Origin of the sequence: Streptomyces sp. NPDC053069, from assembly GCF_044546895.1 — a bacterium.
GTDB lineage: Bacteria > Actinomycetota > Actinomycetes > Streptomycetales > Streptomycetaceae > Streptomyces.
The window spans coordinates 510,739-525,127 of record NZ_JBITZN010000004.1 but is presented as its reverse complement, the minus strand read 5'-3'; the positions used below and the strand labels follow the sequence as shown (position 1 = coordinate 525,127).

Here is a 14,389-nt window from a genome sequence, read left to right as displayed (position 1 = left end):
GAGCCCCACTCGCCGCTCTTTACACAGGAGTCACCACAGTGACCGACGTAATTGGCGCACCTGCTGATGTCCTGCACACCCTGTTCCACTCGGACCAGGGGGGCCATGAGCAGGTCGTGCTCTGCCAGGATCGGGCGACCGGCCTGAAAGCCGTGATCGCCATCCACTCCACCGCCCTGGGTCCGGCCCTCGGCGGCACGCGCTTCTACCCCTACGCGACCGAGAGCGAGGCCGTAGCCGACGCCCTCAACCTCGCGCGCGGCATGTCGTACAAGAACGCCATGGCCGGTCTCGACCACGGCGGCGGCAAGGCCGTCATCATCGGCGACCCGGAGCGCGACAAGACCGAGGAGCTGCTGCTCGCCTACGGCCGCATGGTCGCCTCGCTCGGCGGCCGCTACGTCACCGCGTGCGACGTCGGCACATACGTCGCCGACATGGACGTCGTGGCCCGTGAGTGCCGCTGGACCACCGGCCGCTCCCCGGAGAACGGCGGCGCCGGCGATTCCTCGGTGCTCACCGCCTTCGGCGTCTACCAGGGCATGCGCGCCTCCGCCCAGCACCTGTGGGGCGACCCCTCGCTGCGCGGCCGCAAGGTCGGCGTCGCCGGCGTCGGCAAGGTCGGCCACCACCTGGTGAAGCACCTGCGCGACGAGGGCGCCGAGGTCGTCGTCACGGACGTGCGCGCGGACGTCGTCCAGCGGATCCTCGAGCAGTACCCCGTGGGCGTGACGGCGGTCGCCGACACCGAGCAGCTGATCCGGGTCGAGGGGCTGGACATCTACGCCCCCTGCGCGCTCGGCGGCGCCCTGAACGACGACAGCGTGCCGGTGCTCACCGCCAAGGTGGTGTGCGGCGCGGCCAACAACCAGCTCGCCCACCCGGGCGTCGAGAAGGACCTCGCCGACCGCGGGATCCTCTACGCGCCGGACTACGTGGTGAACGCCGGCGGGGTCATCCAGGTGGCCGACGAACTGCACGGGTTCGACTTCGACCGGTGCAAGGCGAAGGCGGCGAAGATCTTCGACACCACGCTGGCCATATTCGCACGTGCGAAGGAGGACGGGATCCCGCCGGCCGCGGCGGCCGACCGGATCGCCGAGCAGCGGATGGCCGAGGCGCGCGCGGGACACGCTGCGCACTGACCCGGTCGCACAGGTGAGCGGTACCCGTCGGCGGGAACTTAGAGAGAACTCTCACTTCCACCGGCGGGTCGTTCCCCGATAAGTGGTTAAAATCGCCACTGACCAGCGAGGACGGGGCGCCTCGAAGGTCCTGGGCACACGCGCGTGCTGCGGGCGACGTACCGTATGGGCGCGGGCTCAGGTACCGTGGAAGCCCTACGGACCGGCCTCTCCGCGGAGGGTCCGTTCCAGATCATGAACGCGTGTCAGACTCTGGGGCCATCAAGCCCCGTCACCGAGGGGGTCGAGCCATGGGGCGCGGCCGGGCCAAGGCCAAGCAGACGAAGGTCGCCCGCCAGCTGAAGTACAACAGCGGTGGGACTGACCTGTCACGGCTGGCCAGTGAACTGGGCGCATCGACTTCGAGCCAGCCGCCGAACAGCGAGCCGTTCGAGGACGATGAGAATGAAGAGGACGATCTTTACTCTCGTTACGCCGACCTCTACGAGGACGACGACGAGGATGAAGACGACGGTCCCTCACAACATCGTCGCGGCGCTTGACCTTGCACTGAGCACTCGCCCGGTCGGTGGCACTGCCACCGACCGGGTTCTGTGCTACCCGCAGGTTCAGCCGGCGTAGTCTCCGGCCATTTCCGCGCCGGTCTCCTTCTCGCCCCGCTCGGTGATCTCGCCGGCGACCCAGGCGTCGACCCCACGGTCGGCCAGCGTCGCGAGGGCCACCTCGGTGGACTCCTCGGGGACGATCGCCATCATGCCGACGCCCATGTTGAGGGTCTTCTCCAGCTCCAGGCGCTCGACGTTCCCGGTCTTCCCGACCAGGTCGAAGATCGCGCCCGGGGTCCAGGTGGAGCGGTCGACGGTCGCGTGCAGCCCGTCCGGGATGACGCGGGCCAGGTTGGCCGCGAGTCCGCCGCCGGTGATGTGCGAGAAGGCGTGCACATCCGTGGTGCGGGTCAGGGCGAGACAGTCCAGCGAGTAGATCTTCGTGGGCTCCAGCAGTTCCTCGCCGAGCGTACGGCCGAGCTCCGCGACCTCCGTCTCCAGGGCCAGGCCCGCCGTGTTCAGCAGGACGTGGCGGACCAGGGAGTACCCGTTCGAGTGAAGCCCGGAGGACGCCATGGCGATCACCGCGTCACCCTTACGGATGCGATCCGCGCCGAGCAGCCGGTCGGCCTCCACGACGCCCGTACCGGCGCCGGCGACGTCGAAGTCGTCCTCGCCCAGCAGGCCGGGGTGCTCGGCCGTCTCACCGCCCACCAGGGCGCACCCGGCGAGCACACAGCCCTCCGCGATGCCCTTCACGATGGCCGCGACGCGCTCGGGGTGGACCTTGCCGACGCAGATGTAGTCGGTCATGAACAGCGGCTCGGCGCCGCACACCACGATGTCGTCCATGACCATGGCGACCAGGTCGTGGCCGATGGTGTCGTAGACGCCCATGCGGCGCGCGATGTCGACCTTCGTGCCGACGCCGTCCGTGGCGGAGGCCAGCAGGGGGCGCTCGTAGCGCTTGAGGGCGGAGGCGTCGAAGAGCCCGGCGAAGCCGCCGAGGCCGCCGAGGACCTCGGGGCGCTGGGTCTTCTTCACCCACTCCTTCATGAGTTCTACGGCGCGGTCGCCCGCCTCGATGTCGACGCCCGCCGCTGCGTAGCTGGCACCAGTGGTCTCAGACATGACTGTGACTTTCGTGTCGTACTGCAGGGTGTTACGGGCGACGGATCGCGTCGCTGGCAGCGGTGGCTGCCGGGCCGGCGGCCAGCTCGGTCTCCAGCAGCTGCTTGCCGAGCAGCTCCGGGTCCGGCAGCTCCATCGGGTACTCGCCGTCGAAGCAGGCACGGCACAGGTTCGGCTTGGCGATGGTGGTCGCCTCGATCATGCCGTCGATGGAGATGTAGGCGAGCGAGTCGGCGCCGAGGCTGGTGCCGATCTCCTCGATGGTCATGCCGTTGGCGATCAGCTCCGCGCGCGTGGCGAAGTCGATGCCGAAGAAGCAGGGCCACTTCACGGGCGGCGACGAGATCCGGATGTGGACCTCGGCGGCGCCGGCCTCGCGGAGCATGCGGACCAGGGCCCGCTGGGTGTTGCCGCGCACGATCGAGTCGTCGACGACGACCAGGCGCTTGCCCTTGATGACTTCCTTCAGCGGGTTCAGCTTCAGGCGGATGCCCAGCTGGCGGATGGTCTGCGAGGGCTGGATGAAGGTCCGCCCGACGTACGCGTTCTTCACCAGACCCGCGCCGAAGGGGATGCCGGAGGCCTCCGCGTAGCCGATGGCGGCCGGGGTGCCGGACTCCGGGGTCGCTATGACGAGGTCGGCCTCGACGGGGGCTTCCTTGGCGAGCCGGCGGCCCATCTCCACGCGGGAGAGGTACACGTTCCGGCCGGCGATGTCGGTGTCCGGGCGGGCCAGGTACACATACTCGAAGACACAGCCCTTGGGCTTCGCTTCCGCGAATCGGGAGCTGCGCAGACCGTTCTCGTCGACGGCGACGAACTCGCCCGGCTCGATCTCGCGGACGAAGCTGGCGCCGCAGATGTCCAGGGCGGCGGTCTCGGAGGCGACCACCCAGCCGCGCTCCAGCCGGCCGAGGACCAGCGGGCGGATGCCCTGCGGGTCACGGGCGGCGTAGAGGGTGTGCTCGTCCATGAAGACGAGCGAGAAGGCGCCCCGCACCTTCGGCAGGACCTGGTGGGCGGCCTGCTCGATGGTGAGCGGTTTGCCGTCCTCGTCGACCTGTGCGGCGAGCAGCGCCGTCAGCAGGTCGGTGTCGTTGGTGGCCGCGACCCGGGTGGACCGGCTGTTGTTGTCGTTCGGGAGCTCGGCGACCATCTCGGCGAGCTGCGCCGTGTTGACCAGGTTGCCGTTGTGGCCGAGCGCGATCGAGCCGTGCGCGGTGGCGCGGAACGTCGGCTGGGCGTTCTCCCACACGGAGGCGCCGGTGGTCGAGTAGCGGGCGTGTCCGACCGCGATATGACCCTGGAGCGAACCGAGCGAGGTCTCGTCGAAGACCTGGGAGACCAGGCCCATGTCCTTGAAGACGAGGATCTGGGAGCCGTTGCTGACCGCGATTCCCGCGGATTCCTGACCCCGGTGCTGGAGGGCGTAGAGCCCGAAGTACGTGAGCTTTGCGACCTCTTCACCCGGAGCCCAGACACCGAAGACGCCGCAAGCGTCCTGGGGGCCCTTCTCGCCGGGAAGCAGATCGTGATTGAGTCGACCGTCACCACGTGGCACGCCACCGAGTGTAGGCGAGGTCGACCACTGGTCCGAATTGGGGATACGTGGCCGTAACCGACACAGCGGTCGCGATCACCTTGTGGGTTTCCTCGTTTGCGCTGGTCAGCGCGGTGCCGCTGGTGCGCGGGCGGCCGTGGGGGGCCTGCCCCGCGGCGGTCGAAGGCTCTTTTCGCCCGATGCGCGAGTGAGGCGTCGCACATCATTCGGGCGCGCTGCGGCTGAGGTGGATGCGGTCGCCGTCGCCGTCGGTGAGCGTCAGCTTCCCGTCGTCCGCCTTGGCGACGAGGGTGCCGGTGGTGAGCGCGCGGGCGAGGGCGCGCTCGAAGTCCATGCGGTCCGGGGCACAGGCCATCCTGGTCGTGCGCAGGTCGCCGAAGGTGATCCGGTCGCCGTGCACGGTGGCCCGGGCGCTGAACTGGTTGCAGCCCAGGTTGCCGGCCGCCTTGCCGTCGTCGTCGATGCGGAGCCGGGCTGCGGCGGGTGCGTGCCGGGTGGTGCCGCCGGCGGTGATGCTGTCGACCCGCCAGTCGATGCCGGTCAGCCGTGACTGCTGGACGCCCACCGGACCACTGTCCGCCTTTCCGATGCCACAGGCCACCGTGAGCGGGACGAGCACGGCGGCCGCCGTCAGGGTCATGCGCTGCTTGTACCGGTTCATATGGGTTCGACGGCCAGGCGGTACGACCGGTTCCGCCTGGGGCTCTACGACATGAGCGGCAGCAGTCCCCCGATGTCCGCCCGCTCCCCGCCGGCCCTCACCTTGGCCTCCTCCAGGGCGTCCTTCCAGGCCAGGCGCCCGGTGGCGAGCCGGATCCAGGTCAGCGGGTCGGTCTCGACCACGTTGGGCGGGGTGCCGCGGGTGTGCCGGGGCCCCTCGACGCACTGCACCACGGCGTACGGCGGCACGCGGACCTCGGTGGAACCGCCGGGCGCCTTGACGGCGAGGGCGTCGGCGAGCAGCCGGGTGGCGGCGGCCAGGGCCTGGCGGTCGTAGGGCACCTCCAGGCCGGGCACGGCGGCGTTCAGGTCGTCGGTGTGGACGACGAGTTCGGCGGTGCGGGTGACCAGATAGTCGTCCAGAGGCATCGCGCCGGCGCTCGTCCGCAGGATCCGGGTGCCGGAGTGCTCCGCGAGCAGGGCGCGCAGGGACTGCTCGATGTCTGCGAGGTAGGCGTCGGGGTCGGGGTGTCCGGCGGTGATCTCCCGGGTGAACGCGTCGATGGCGGCGGCGTTGGCCGCAGTGGCGAAGGGCCAGTCGAGCAGGACGGCGTCCGCCTTCGGCGGCTCGGGCAGGGCGAGCGCCCGGGGGATCGCGGTGAGCGCCATGCCGATGTGCGCGATCAGGTCGCGTACGGTCCACTCGCCGAGCCGCGTGGGCAGCGCGAGCTGCTCCGGTGACAGGCCGCGTACGGCCTCCCGTACGTGTCCGAACTGGGCGAGGACCGCCGCGCGGGTCTTGACGGGGTCGTAGCTGCGGGCGCGCTTCTTGGCCGGGGACATGGCAGCGACCCTATGCCTTGACCGCGTAGCCCTTCAGGCCGTTTTCGACCAGGCCGAAGGCGGTCCTGGCCCGTTCCACGGCGTCGGCGGCGACCTGCTCCGGGCTCTCGCCCTCGGCGATACGGCGGTGGTGCTCCTCGATGAGGGCGTTGCGGGCGGCGCTCAGGGTAGCGGCGGCGACCGTGGCCTGCATCAGGTCCCCGGTCTCGGCGGCCAGCAGGGCGGCCAGCTCACGGGTGCCCTTCTGGAAGCTGACGAAGGCACGCTCCATCAGGACGGGGGTGTCGCGCACGAGTTGCCGGACCTGGCGGGCGGTCGGCTCGGGGTTCAGCCCGATCGAGGGGTCGCGGGACTCGACCATCTCCAGAAACTGCCGTCGTACGGCGTCCAGGGCGGATTCTCCCGGCTGCCGCTCGCGCACCGCGCGGGCCGTGTCGCCGAAGTGCTCCTCCATCGGCCGGAAGATCAAGTCCTCCTTGGTGCCGAAGTAGTTGAAGACGGTCATCTTGGAGACCTCGGCGGCGTCGGCGATCTCCTGCACGGAGACGTTGTCGTAGCCGCGTTCGACGAACAGGCCGACCGCGACCCGGTAGATCCGCATCGCCGTCTGCAGCTTCTTGCGCTCGCGCAGCCCCATCGCCTCAGCCATGGCGTCAGATTACCAAGATGAACATTGTGCTCGGATTAAATGTAATCGCAGACAAAACATTGACTGGGTACATAGTCGTGGGGCAGTGTGATGCCCATGACCGACACCCAGCGCAAGATCGGCTTCCTCGTCTGCCTCGTCACGATCGTCCTGGCCGTCCTGGACATGCAGATCGTGTCCGCGGCGACCGTCCCGATCGTCCGCGACCTCGACCCCTCGCACGGCATCGCCACGATCCCGTGGCTGGTCAGCGCCTTCTCGCTGGCGTCCGCGGCGATGCTCCCGCTCTACGGCAGGCTGTGCGACGTGCTGGGCGCCAAGCGGGTCTTCCTCGGCGCGCTCGGCGCCTTCCTGACCGGCTCGGCGCTGTGCGGAGCGGCCCCGTCGATCGGCTGGCTGATCGCGTCCCGGGCCGTGCAGGGCATCGGCGCGGGCGGGCTGATGAGCGTCACGATGGTCGTGATCGCCCAGCTGAAGGGGCCGGGCGAGAAGAAGAACAAGGGTGCCGGGACCGGCGGGATCGTCGCGGGCGGCGGCATGGCGGTCGGGCCGTGGCTCGGCGGCTTCCTCGCCGACCACGCGAGCTGGCGCTGGGCCTTCTACCTCAACCTGCCCCTCGGCATCGCCGCCCTGGCCACCGCCGTGGTCGTCCTCAAGCTCCCCCGCCACACCGCCGACCGCGCGATCGACTTCCCCGGCGCGGCCCTCGCCGCCGCGTTCTCCACCACGCTGCTGCTGGTCACCGAGTGGGGCGGCAAGCAGTACGCCTGGACGTCACCGCAGGTCCTCGGCGTCGCCCTGGCCTCGGTGATCGCGCTCGCGCTCTTCCTGCGCCGCCAGTTCACCACCGCCGAACCGATCCTGCCGCCCTCGCTGTTCCGCGTGCCCGAACTGCGGCTGGGGTTCGCGATCCAGGGTCTGATGGGCGTGGCCATGACCGGCGCCATGTACTACGTCCTGGTCTATCTCCAGGTCGCACGCGGCATCGCCAGCTCATCCGCCGGGCTCTTCCTCATCCCGATGGCCGTCGGCATCATGACCGTCGGCATCGCCGCCGGCCGGCTCACCGAACGCGGCTGGTCCGAGCGCACCTTCGTGATCAGCGGTGCCTCCGTGGCCACGGCGGCCTTCCTGCTCCTCGCCACCACCGGCACCGGCACCTCGCTGTGGCAGCTGCGCGCCGCCCTGCTGCTCGTCGGCATCGGCTTCGGCCAGCTCCTCGGCCAGCTGATCCAGGTGGTGCAGGAGGCGGCACCCCGGCACCAGCTCGGCGTAGCCACCACCGCCGTCCGCTTCTTCCAGACCCTGGGCACGGCGCTGGGCGCCACCCTCTTCGGCACCCTCCTCAACCGCCTGTACGACGGCCCCGGCGACATCGGCTCCCTGGCCGCCCTGCGGGGAGCGGCACACGCTGCCGGTGTGGAGGCGTACGTCTCCGCGATGGACACGGTGTTCCTGTGCGGCGCCGGGGTGATGGCGCTGTGCCTGCTGCTCGCCCTACACCTGCCGAAGGCCCGCCCGGCCGGGGCGGAACCGGCGAAGGAACCCGTCACCGCATGAGAAAGGCCCCGCCCGGCGTCCCGGACGGGGCCTTCACCGGCGTACGACCACTACGCCAGCAGCGCCGGAATCGTCTCCTCGTGCGCCTTCCGCAGCTCCTCCAGCGTGAGCGTGAACTCGCCCTGGATCTCCACGGCCGCACCGTCCACGACACCGATCCGGGTGGCCGGCAGGCCCCGCGCACCGCACATGTCGTTGAAGCGGACCTCCTCCGAGCGCGGCACGGCGACGATCGCGCGGCCGGCCGACTCGGAGAACAGGAAGGTGAAGGCGTCCAGGCCGTCCGGGACGACCAGCCGGGCACCCTTGCCGCCGAGCAGCGCGGACTCCACGACCGCCTGGACCAGACCGCCGTCGGACAGGTCGTGCGCGGAGTCGATCATGCCGTCGCGGGAGGCCGAGACCAGGATCTCGGCCAGCAGGCGCTCCCGTTCCAGGTCCACGGCCGGGGGAAGGCCGCCGAGGTGGTCGTGGATCACCTGGGACCAGGCCGAGCCGCCGAACTCCTCACGGGTGTCGCCGAGGAGGTAGATCAGCTGGCCCTCCTCCTGGAAGGCGACCGGCGTGCGGCGGGCGACGTCGTCGATCACGCCGAGGACCGCCACGACCGGCGTCGGGTGGATCGCCGCCTCGCCCGTCTGGTTGTACAAAGACACATTGCCGCCGGTCACCGGGGTGCCCAGCTGCTGGCAGGCGTCCGCCAGACCGCGTACGGCCTCCGCGAACTGCCACATGACCGCCGGGTCCTCGGGCGAGCCGAAGTTCAGGCAGTCCGACACCGCGAGCGGCTTCGCGCCCGTCGTCGCCACGTTCCGGTACGCCTCCGCCAGCGCCAGCTGCGCGCCCGTGTACGGGTCGAGCTTGGCGTAGCGGCCGTTGCCGTCGGTAGCGATGGCGACGCCGAGGCCGGTCTCCTCGTCGATGCGGATCATGCCGGAGTCCTCCGGCTGGGCCAGGACGGTGTTGCCCTGCACGAAGTGGTCGTACTGGGACGTGATCCACTTCTTCGACGCCTGGTTGGGGGAGCCGACCAGCTTCAGGACCTGGTCCTTCAGCTCCTCGCCCGACGACGGACGCGGCAGCTTGTTCGCGTCGTCGGCCTGGAGGGCGTCCTGCCAGGACGGGCGGGCGTACGGGCGCTCGTACACCGGGCCCTCGTGGGCGACCGTACGCGGGTCGACGTCGACGATCTTGCCGCCGTGCCAGTAGATCTCCAGGCGGTCGCCGTCCGTCACCTCACCGATGACCGTGGCGATCACGTCCCACTTGGCGCAGATCTCCAGGAAGCGGTCGACCTTCTCCGGCTCCACGACCGCGCACATGCGTTCCTGCGACTCGCTCATGAGGATCTCCTCAGGAGACAGGGTCGAGTCGCGCAGGGGGACGTCGTCCAGCGTCACGCGCATACCGCCGGAGCCGTTCGACGCCAGCTCCGACGTGGCACAGGACAGGCCCGCGGCGCCCAGGTCCTGGATGCCGACGACCAGCTTCTCCTTGAAGGCCTCCAGGGTGCACTCGATGAGGAGCTTCTCCTGGAAGGGGTCGCCGACCTGGACGGCCGGACGCTTGGACGGCTTGGCGTCGTCGAAGGTCTCCGAGGCCAGGATCGACGCGCCGCCGATGCCGTCGCCGCCGGTCCGGGCGCCGTAGAGGATGACCTTGTTGCCCGCGCCGGACGCCTTCGCGAGGTGGATGTCCTCGTGTCGCATCACGCCGATGGCACCGGCGTTGACCAGCGGGTTTCCCTGGTAGCAGGAATCGAAGACGACCTCGCCGCCGATGTTCGGCAGGCCCAGGCAGTTGCCGTAGCCGCCGATGCCCGCGACCACGCCCGGGAGCACCCGCTTGGTGTCCGGGTGGTCCGCGGCACCGAAGCGCAGCGGGTCGACCACCGCGACCGGGCGGGCACCCATCGCGATGATGTCGCGGACGATGCCGCCGACGCCGGTGGCCGCGCCCTGGTAGGGCTCGACGTACGACGGGTGGTTGTGCGACTCGACCTTGAAAGTGACCGCGTAGCCCTGGCCGACGTCGACGACACCGGCGTTCTCGCCGATGCCGACCAGCAGGGCGTCGTTCTCGGGGGCCTTCTCGCCGAACTGGCGAAGGTGGACCTTGGAGGACTTGTACGAGCAGTGCTCGGACCACATGACCGAGTACATGGCGAGCTCGGCACCGGTGGGCCGGCGGCCGAGGATCTCGACCACGCGCTCGTACTCGTCCTTCTTCAGGCCGAGTTCGGCCCAGGGCAGCTCGACGTCGGGGGTCGCGGCCGCGTGCTCGACCGTGTCCAGAGGCGTCCGGCTCATGCGTTGACCAGCTTCTTGAGGATCGAGGTGAAGAAGGGGAGGCCGTCGGTGCGGCCGGTGCCGACGAGCGGCTCCACGGCGTGCTCCGGGTGCGGCATCAGGCCGACGACATTGCCCGCCTCGTTGGTGATGCCGGCGATGTCGCGCAGCGAGCCGTTGGGGTTGAAGTCGAGGTACCGGAAGACGACACGGCCCTCCGCCTCCAGCTTGTCGAGCGTGTACTCGTCGGCGACGTACCGGCCGTCCATGTTCTTCAGCGGGATGTGGATCTCCTGGCTCTGGCGGTAGTCACCGGTCCAGGAGGTCTCCGCGTTCTCCACCCGCAGCTTCTGGTCGCGGCAGATGAAGTGGAGGTGGTCGTTGCCGAGCATCGCGCCCGGCAGGAGGTGGGCCTCGGTGAGGACCTGGAAGCCGTTGCAGATGCCGAGGACCGGCAGGCCGGCCTTCGCCTGCTCGATGACGGTCTCCATCACCGGCGAGAAGCGGGAGATGGCGCCGGCCCGCAGATAGTCGCCGTAGGAGAAACCGCCGGGGAGGACCACGGCGTCGACCTGCTTGAGGTCCTTGTCCTTGTGCCACAGGGCGACCGGTTCGGCGCCCGCAAGGCGGATCGCGCGCTGGGTGTCCCGGTCGTCGAGGCTGCCCGGGAAAGTGACGACGCCAATACGAGCGGTCACTTGGCCGCCTCCGCGACTTCTTCCACCTTGACGGTGAAGTCCTCGATCACCGTGTTGGCGAGGAAGGATTCCGCAAGATCGTGGATGCGGGCGAGCGCGGCCTCGTCAACGGGCCCGTCAACTTCCAGTTCGAAACGCTTTCCCTGACGTACGTCCGAGATCCCTTCGAAACCCAGACGCGGCAGCGCACGCTGGACCGCCTGGCCCTGGGGGTCGAGGATCTCCGGCTTGAGCATGACGTCGACTACGACGCGTGCCACTGGCACTCCCGGTGTGTGGTGCTGAGCAGGTTCCTTCAGACTACCCGCACAAAATTTCTACGCGAGTAGAGTTGTAGGAAACTACGTGAGGCGCATCACGATCGGGTGTCGAAGCCGTACCGCCGCGAAAAGTTCTGGGAAAGTTCGACAGTCCACCCGGCCTGCCTATTGTGTTCGGACACGCGGGCGGATTTAGTCGGGCTTCACTTTGCATTGCCGGGCACTGTACAAATGAATTGGCAATAGCCGATACTCGGCACGTCATCGCTGTTGAGCTGTATCGACGTGCCGCACGAAGGGACCGATATTCGTGGCGCAAAAGGTCGTGGTCACGCTCTTTGACGACATCGACGGCTCGGAAGCGGCGGAAACGATCGCCTTCGGACTCGACGGCAAGTCGTACGAGATCGACCTGAACGAAACCAACGCCAAGAAACTGCGCAAGGCGCTCGCGCCCTACGTCGAGGCCGGCCGCAAGCGGTCGCGCTCCGGCAAGGCGTACAAGCAGACGGAGGTCGCCCCCGATCCGGCGGCCGTCCGTGCCTGGGCCCAGGCCAACAAGATGGACGTCCCGGCCCGCGGACGCATCCCCAAGAAGGTCTACGAGGCCTTCAGCGCCGCGCAGTGAAGCCCGCGAAGGGGCAGTCCTCAGGGCCCGTCAGCGGACCCTGAGGACCGTGCACTTGGGCATACCGGACAGCAAGGGGAGCCGACTTGCGCGACCCCCCTGCTGATCAGCTAATGTCTGGAGCACGCCGAGGGGCGAGGCCGAAAAGGCCGAAACCCCGAGGAGCGTGCGGGTGTAGTTCAGTAGCAGAACATCCCCCTTCCAGGGGGAAGGCGCAGTGTGCGATTCCTGTCACCCGCTCCGGCACCGGTCACGACCACTCGTGTGGATCAGGTAGGCTGGTGCTCGCACCGATCGGTGGGAGCCGGTCGGGAGCAGTGCGGACGTAGCTCAGTTGGTAGAGCGCAACCTTGCCAAGGTTGAGGTCGCGAGTTCGAGCCTCGTCGTCCGCTCCAGGGAAAGCCCCGGTCCTCGCGACCGGGGTTTTTTCGTGCGCCTGTGCCTCCGGCACGTTCCGGTTCGCCTCTGACATTTGTCATGCCGGGCGATGACAGCGCGCACTGCCGTCCCGCCCCGGGCGCCGCGACGCTGGCTTCATGCACTACGACGAACACGAACACGTGATTGAGGTCACCGATCTCAGGCGCGTCTACGGGGGCGGGTTCGAGGCCGTACGCGGAATCAGCTTCTCCGTGGCCCGCGGGGAGATCTTCGCCCTGCTCGGTACCAACGGGGCGGGCAAGACGTCGACGGTCGAACTGCTGGAGGGCCTCGCCGCACCCGCCGGAGGCCGGGTCCGCATCCTCGGACACGATCCCTGCCGGGAACGGGCGGCCGTACGCCCCCGCACCGGCGTGATGCTCCAGGAGGGCGGCTTCCCGGCCGAACTGACCGTCGCCGAGACAGCCAGGATGTGGGCGGGGTGCACGAGCGGGGCCCGGCCGGAGACCGAGGTGCTGGAGCTGGTCGGGCTGGCCGGCAAACACGGGGTGCGGGTCAAACAGCTCTCCGGTGGTGAGCGGCGCCGGCTCGACCTGGCGCTCGCCCTGCTCGGCGATCCCGAGGTGCTCTTCCTCGACGAGCCGACGACCGGGCTCGACGCGGAAGGCCGCCGGGACACCTGGGAGTTGGTGCGCAGGCTGCGCGACGCGGGTACGACCGTGCTGCTCACCACGCACTACCTGGAGGAGGCCGAGGGCCTCGCCGACCGGCTCGCCATCCTGCACGAGGGCCGGATCGCGGCCTCCGGAACCCCGGCCGAGGTCACGGCGGGCCGCCCCTCCCGGATGACGTTCGAACTGCCCGACGGCTACTTCCTCGGCGACCTGCCACCCCTGGCCGACCTCGGCGTCTGCTCCCACGAGAGCGACGGAAGGGTCGTACGGCTGCGCACGACCCAGCTGCAGCGGACCGCGACCGGCGTCCTGACCTGGGCCGAGCGGACCGGGGTCGAGCTGCGCGCCCTGGACATGCGCTCGGCGTCACTGGAGGAGGCATTCCTCGGAATCGCCCGCGAGCACGCACCACGGGCGGCGGCATGAGCGGAACCGAGACACGTCCGAGGGGGCGCAGCGGGGTGAACGGGGCCGGAGCGGAGACGGAGGGTTGCGCGGTGAGCGGGACGAGTGGGGTTCGGGTGGCGGCCGGGGACGGTGTACGGGCAGTGGGCGGTACGCGGGTGAGTGGCCGGGATCGTGTGGGCAGTGGTGGCTGGGGGGTGGTGGGGCGGCGGCTGGGGGCGCTGGGGCGGGCCGAGTTCGTGCTGCTCGGCCGTAACCGCGGGGTCGTGTTCACCGCGCTGGCCGTGCCACTGCTGCTGCCGTTCAGCGTGCGGCCGGCCATCGATCAGCTGGACCTGAGGAAGCAGGGACTGACCGTCGGCACCACTCTGCTGACGGCCGCGATCGGCTTCTCCTTCCTCTTCGCCGTGTACACCTCGCTGGTCAACGCCTACGTCGCCCGACGCGAGGAACTCGTCCTCAAACGGCTGCGCACCGGCGAGCTCTCCGACGCCGAGATCCTCACCGGCACCGCCCTGCCCGCGCTCGGCATCGGACTCGCCCAGGCGCTCGTGCTGTGCGTCGGATGCGCGGCCCTGCTGTCCACCGGCGCGCCCAGGGCGCCGTATCTGATCCTGCCCGGACTGCTGGCCGGCTACCTGGTCAGTGCCGCGCTCGCCGCGCTCACCGCGTCCTTCACCCGGACCGTGGAGAGCAGCCAGGTCACCGCGCTGCCGCTGATGTTCCTGTCGATGCTCGGATCCGGGATCACGTTCCCGACCGAGCTCCTGCCGGACAAGCTGGCCACCGTCTGCGAACTGCTCCCGCTGTCCCCGGCGATCCGGCTCGTCCGCGGCGGCTGGACGGGCCAGTTGAGCGCCGGCGAGGCACTCGGCGCCCTTGTCACCGCGTTGGCCTGGATCTTCATCGCGGTGTTTGCTGTACGGCGGCGGTTCCGGTGGGAACCGCGGCGCTGAGCACG

The 14,389-nt window shown here is 69.7% G+C and carries 14 protein-coding genes and 2 tRNA genes; 8 read left to right on the top strand and 8 right to left on the bottom strand.

Going from position 1 to position 14,389, the window contains the following annotated elements:
- The first annotated feature begins 38 nt into the window (after positions 1–38).
- Positions 39–1,145 (top strand): Glu/Leu/Phe/Val dehydrogenase dimerization domain-containing protein, encoded by a 1,107-nt coding sequence (locus ACIGXP_RS12295; RefSeq protein ID WP_363215645.1) that lies wholly within the window; start codon positions 39–41, stop codon positions 1,143–1,145.
- A gap of 290 nt (positions 1,146–1,435) precedes the next feature.
- On the top strand, positions 1,436–1,687 hold the full coding sequence (locus tag ACIGXP_RS12290) for a DUF3073 domain-containing protein (protein WP_069780012.1): 252 nt from the start codon (positions 1,436–1,438) through the stop codon (positions 1,685–1,687).
- Between the two features lie 66 nt (positions 1,688–1,753).
- Here ACIGXP_RS12290 and purM read toward each other — a convergent pair whose 3' ends face one another.
- The 5 genes from purM to ACIGXP_RS12265 all read right to left on the bottom strand — a co-directional run bounded on the left by purM (position 1,754) and on the right by ACIGXP_RS12265 (position 6,534).
- Entirely contained in the window at positions 1,754–2,821 is a 1,068-nt protein-coding gene (gene purM, locus ACIGXP_RS12285; protein WP_363215644.1) for a phosphoribosylformylglycinamidine cyclo-ligase, read from the bottom strand.
- 31 nt (positions 2,822–2,852) lie between these two features.
- Positions 2,853–4,382 carry an amidophosphoribosyltransferase gene (purF, locus tag ACIGXP_RS12280; RefSeq protein WP_363215643.1) on the bottom strand — a complete coding sequence of 510 codons (1,530 nt, stop codon included), beginning with the start codon at positions 4,380–4,382 and terminating at the stop codon, positions 2,853–2,855.
- 202 nt (positions 4,383–4,584) lie between these two features.
- Positions 4,585–5,022 (bottom strand): META domain-containing protein, encoded by a 438-nt coding sequence (locus ACIGXP_RS12275; RefSeq protein WP_399767152.1) that lies wholly within the window; start codon positions 5,020–5,022, stop codon positions 4,585–4,587.
- Between the two features lie 65 nt (positions 5,023–5,087).
- Positions 5,088–5,885, bottom strand: coding sequence for a sterol carrier family protein (locus ACIGXP_RS12270; protein ID WP_399767150.1), 798 nt, complete (start codon positions 5,883–5,885; stop codon positions 5,088–5,090).
- A 10-nt stretch (positions 5,886–5,895) separates the two neighbouring features.
- The gene (locus ACIGXP_RS12265; protein ID WP_363215640.1) at positions 5,896–6,534 is read right to left on the bottom strand and encodes a helix-turn-helix domain-containing protein; all 639 of its coding nucleotides are present in this window, start codon (positions 6,532–6,534) and stop codon (positions 5,896–5,898) included.
- 96 nt (positions 6,535–6,630) lie between these two features.
- Here ACIGXP_RS12265 and ACIGXP_RS12260 point away from each other — a divergent pair, with 96 nt between their 5' ends.
- Positions 6,631–8,094 carry an MFS transporter gene (locus ACIGXP_RS12260; protein WP_399767146.1) on the top strand — a complete coding sequence of 488 codons (1,464 nt, stop codon included), beginning with the start codon at positions 6,631–6,633 and terminating at the stop codon, positions 8,092–8,094.
- Positions 8,095–8,144: 50 nt separating this feature from the next.
- Here the strand turns inward: ACIGXP_RS12260 and purL are convergent, their stop codons facing one another.
- Genes purL through purS form a run of 3 tightly spaced genes read right to left on the bottom strand, consistent with a single transcriptional unit; the run spans position 8,145 to position 11,340 of the window.
- The gene (gene purL / locus ACIGXP_RS12255; protein ID WP_399767143.1) at positions 8,145–10,403 is read right to left on the bottom strand and encodes a phosphoribosylformylglycinamidine synthase subunit PurL; all 2,259 of its coding nucleotides are present in this window, start codon (positions 10,401–10,403) and stop codon (positions 8,145–8,147) included.
- Positions 10,400–11,080, bottom strand: coding sequence for a phosphoribosylformylglycinamidine synthase subunit PurQ (gene purQ / locus ACIGXP_RS12250; protein WP_363215637.1), 681 nt, complete (start codon positions 11,078–11,080; stop codon positions 10,400–10,402). Before purQ ends, purL begins: the two co-directional genes overlap by 4 nt.
- Positions 11,077–11,340 carry a phosphoribosylformylglycinamidine synthase subunit PurS gene (gene purS / locus ACIGXP_RS12245; protein ID WP_015659417.1) on the bottom strand — a complete coding sequence of 88 codons (264 nt, stop codon included), beginning with the start codon at positions 11,338–11,340 and terminating at the stop codon, positions 11,077–11,079. The genes purQ and purS overlap by 4 nt, the downstream gene beginning before the upstream one ends.
- Positions 11,341–11,650: 310 nt before the next feature.
- Between purS and ACIGXP_RS12240 the strand changes: the two genes are divergently transcribed.
- From ACIGXP_RS12240 to ACIGXP_RS12220, 5 genes are all read left to right on the top strand, one after another.
- Positions 11,651–11,968 carry an Lsr2 family protein gene (locus ACIGXP_RS12240; RefSeq protein ID WP_031164632.1) on the top strand — a complete coding sequence of 106 codons (318 nt, stop codon included), beginning with the start codon at positions 11,651–11,653 and terminating at the stop codon, positions 11,966–11,968.
- Between the two features lie 168 nt (positions 11,969–12,136).
- A tRNA-Gly gene (locus tag ACIGXP_RS12235) sits at positions 12,137–12,208 on the top strand.
- A gap of 79 nt (positions 12,209–12,287) precedes the next feature.
- Positions 12,288–12,363, top strand: a tRNA-Gly gene (locus ACIGXP_RS12230).
- Positions 12,364–12,504: 141 nt separating this feature from the next.
- Positions 12,505–13,449, top strand: coding sequence for an ABC transporter ATP-binding protein (locus ACIGXP_RS12225; RefSeq protein WP_399767138.1), 945 nt, complete (start codon positions 12,505–12,507; stop codon positions 13,447–13,449).
- 176 nt (positions 13,450–13,625) lie between these two features.
- Positions 13,626–14,384 (top strand): ABC transporter permease, encoded by a 759-nt coding sequence (locus ACIGXP_RS12220; RefSeq protein WP_399767135.1) that lies wholly within the window; start codon positions 13,626–13,628, stop codon positions 14,382–14,384.
- Positions 14,385–14,389: the final 5 nt, after the last annotated feature.

Excerpts from the sequence above, each read along its gene's own strand:
- ACIGXP_RS12290 (WP_069780012.1), top strand. The coding sequence starts at position 1,436 with ATGGGGCGCGGCCGGGCCAAGGCCAAGCAGACGAAGGTCGCCCGCCAG.
- ACIGXP_RS12225 (WP_399767138.1), top strand. The coding sequence starts at position 12,505 with ATGCACTACGACGAACACGAACACGTGATTGAGGTCACCGATCTCAGG.
- ACIGXP_RS12265 (WP_363215640.1), bottom strand. The coding sequence starts at position 6,534 with ATGGCTGAGGCGATGGGGCTGCGCGAGCGCAAGAAGCTGCAGACGGCG.
- ACIGXP_RS12270 (WP_399767150.1), bottom strand. The coding sequence starts at position 5,885 with ATGTCCCCGGCCAAGAAGCGCGCCCGCAGCTACGACCCCGTCAAGACC.
- ACIGXP_RS12275 (WP_399767152.1), bottom strand. The coding sequence starts at position 5,022 with ATGACCCTGACGGCGGCCGCCGTGCTCGTCCCGCTCACGGTGGCCTGT.
- purM (WP_363215644.1), bottom strand. The coding sequence starts at position 2,821 with ATGTCTGAGACCACTGGTGCCAGCTACGCAGCGGCGGGCGTCGACATC.
- purL (WP_399767143.1), bottom strand. The coding sequence starts at position 10,403 with ATGAGCCGGACGCCTCTGGACACGGTCGAGCACGCGGCCGCGACCCCC.
- ACIGXP_RS12260 (WP_399767146.1), top strand. The coding sequence starts at position 6,631 with ATGACCGACACCCAGCGCAAGATCGGCTTCCTCGTCTGCCTCGTCACG.